This window comes from Candidatus Phytoplasma meliae (genome assembly GCF_016876135.2).
Map to the genome: position 1 here is coordinate 1 of NZ_JACAOD020000020.1, position 2,263 is coordinate 2,263.

The 2,263-nt window shown below is 25.0% G+C and carries 3 protein-coding genes and 1 pseudogene; all 4 read right to left on the reverse strand.

Features of this window, described 5'->3' with window-relative positions:
* Window positions 1-203 precede the first annotated feature (203 nt).
* On the reverse strand, window positions 204-581 hold the full coding sequence (locus CHTY_RS03510) for an SVM family protein (protein ID WP_210634618.1): 378 nt from the start codon (window positions 579-581) through the stop codon (window positions 204-206).
* The gene (locus CHTY_RS03515; RefSeq protein WP_210634620.1) at window positions 581-1,066 is read right to left on the reverse strand and encodes an SVM family protein; all 486 of its coding nucleotides are present in this window, start codon (window positions 1,064-1,066) and stop codon (window positions 581-583) included. The genes CHTY_RS03510 and CHTY_RS03515 overlap by 1 nt, the downstream gene beginning before the upstream one ends.
* Before the next feature lie 22 nt (window positions 1,067-1,088).
* Window positions 1,089-1,691 carry a hypothetical protein gene (locus CHTY_RS03520; protein ID WP_210634622.1) on the reverse strand — a complete coding sequence of 201 codons (603 nt, stop codon included), beginning with the start codon at window positions 1,689-1,691 and terminating at the stop codon, window positions 1,089-1,091.
* 109 nt (window positions 1,692-1,800) lie between these two features.
* Window positions 1,801-2,263, reverse strand: a pseudogene (locus tag CHTY_RS03525) (DNA double-strand break repair protein Rad50); the annotation flags it as partial.

The window sequence follows — 2,263 nt, forward strand, 5'->3', positions numbered from 1 at the left end:
TATGGGCGTAGATGGGGGTATGAAATAATATAAAGATTAATAAAGAAATAGTTAATAAAAGAACTTTTTTAGGGATTTAGTTTGATTCATAGTTTATTTACCTCCTTGGATTTTTAGTTAATGGCCGAACCAATTGCTGTGTGTGTTTTGGGCAAAGAAAAAGACCCTGGGAAGGGTCTTAATATTGTAGTATGTTTATTTTTTTAACGTCTTCGGTTATTATTTCGATTTGTTTGGTTACGATTATTTTCGCGTGGCATAGCATTATGCAAAATAATTTGTTGAGCTGAAATACGTTGACTTAATTGCATATTTTGTCTTACAAGGTTATTAATAATCTCTTCAGAAGCATTATTATCTCTAGCATCAAAAATTTGTTGAACTATTCTAGTTTGTTCTAGGTTCATTTCTTGTAAAATACGAGCTTGAGTTACGAAATTAGTATTATGATTGTTATTATAACCATTAGAATGACCGTTATTCATCGCTATTACTTGATGATTATTAAAAAGAAATAATAATCCTATAAAAGTAATTAAACAAAGATAAATTATGTTAAATTGGTTTTTTGATTTAAACATTATTGAACAATTCCTTTATTTTTCAAATCTTTTTTAGAACTTTCTGGACAATCAAAAACATTTTTATTAGAATCATATTTTGATAAATTTATATATTGAATTTCATCAGATAAATAACTATCATTCTCTGTTGATGGATTTATATTCTGTTGAGAACTTTCTAGTTGATTTTGGCGAGCAATTGGTAATTGGTTATTATTTTTCCTTTTGTTATATTTTTTTATTTCTTTTGCAATGCAACTGTGTTTATATAAAAGTTCTTGTTTTTTTTCATTATCAAGTTTGAAATTTGTTAATTCATTTTGTATTGCGAATTCTGCTTGTATATACAAAGAATATTCTTCATCATTTGAAATTTCATTATCATTACTATGTTTATTACCCATCGCCATTATTACTTGATGATTATTAAAAATAAATAATAATCCTAGAAAAGCCATTAAACAAAGATAAATTGTTTTAAATTGATTATTTAATTTAACCATGAATTAAATCTCCTTTATTTTTTTATCCCTCAGATGGGGTTATTTCGTATAGGGAGTTGAGTTTAATAGAAATTTCATTTTTATAATCAAATGCCATTTTATCATAATTTTTTTGTAATCTATTTTTTTCTTTTTCGGCGCGTTGGAGCATTTCGTTTAGACCATTTATTTTGATTTTATCATAACCATCTTCGGGGTTAAGTTTGATTATTTTTTCTTTATAATCATCGCATTCTTTTTGATATTCGTTTATTGTTTTTTGCCTATCCTTTTGTATCTTTAAACACACTGTATAACTATTTTTTATTTCATTAATTTCTTTATTTTCTTCTTCAGAAAGATTTAAGGATAAAACTTCATTTTCGTTTTCAGATAAGATATAAGATGCAATTTTATCAAATTTTTCTTTAGTTATTTTAATTTTAGATTTTGGAATTTCTATTTCTCGTTTGGTTCTTGATGGTTGATTTGGTTCTTTATTATCTTCTAATTCTTTATGATTATTTGATAATGATTTTTGTTCTTCTTTAACTTCTTTAATGCCTTCAAAAAAACCTATAATAATAACAATGCTAAAAAATAAAATAACTAAAATAGTGACCCAATGTTTTTTTAAAAAATTCATTTCTTTTAATGCCTTTCCGATAATAGTAGTAATCTATATTATCTTTTTAAAGAAATTAATTACTAATATTATACAACTTTATTGGTTTTAAATTTAAAGAAAAAGTGGTTTAAGAAGGAATAGTTATTAATTCAGGGATTTTTGTTTGATTTGTTTGTTTAATTCTTTCTTGAGTTTTATTGTAGTTAGGGTTTGTTTGTTTTAATGCTTCTTTAATTATTTTCATTTCTTCGTTTATTGGTGCTAATTTTTCTTCTAGTTGTTCTATTTGTAATATTTTTGGTTCTTCTTTTTTGGTTTCATCGGTCATTTGTTTTCTTTTTAATTCTAATTCTTCTATGATTTTTTGGTATTCATTGATGACAGATTTTTCATTTTTTTCAATATTTTTAACCAAAACACGAGAATTTTCAAATTCTTTAAATAAATTATCGCTTTTCATTTGAGTATTATAATTTTCTATTTTCTTTTCGTAGTCTTTGTAGTCGGCGTCGAGTTTGGCTATGTCGCGGTCGATGTCTTTGGTATACATCTCCAAAGTTTCTTTGGTAATCATTGATGGGTGTTCTTTG

Excerpts from the sequence above, each read along its gene's own strand:
- CHTY_RS03510 (WP_210634618.1), bottom strand. The coding sequence starts at position 581 with ATGTTTAAATCAAAAAACCAATTTAACATAATTTATCTTTGTTTAATT.
- CHTY_RS03520 (WP_210634622.1), bottom strand. The coding sequence starts at position 1,691 with ATGAATTTTTTAAAAAAACATTGGGTCACTATTTTAGTTATTTTATTT.
- CHTY_RS03515 (WP_210634620.1), bottom strand. The coding sequence starts at position 1,066 with ATGGTTAAATTAAATAATCAATTTAAAACAATTTATCTTTGTTTAATG.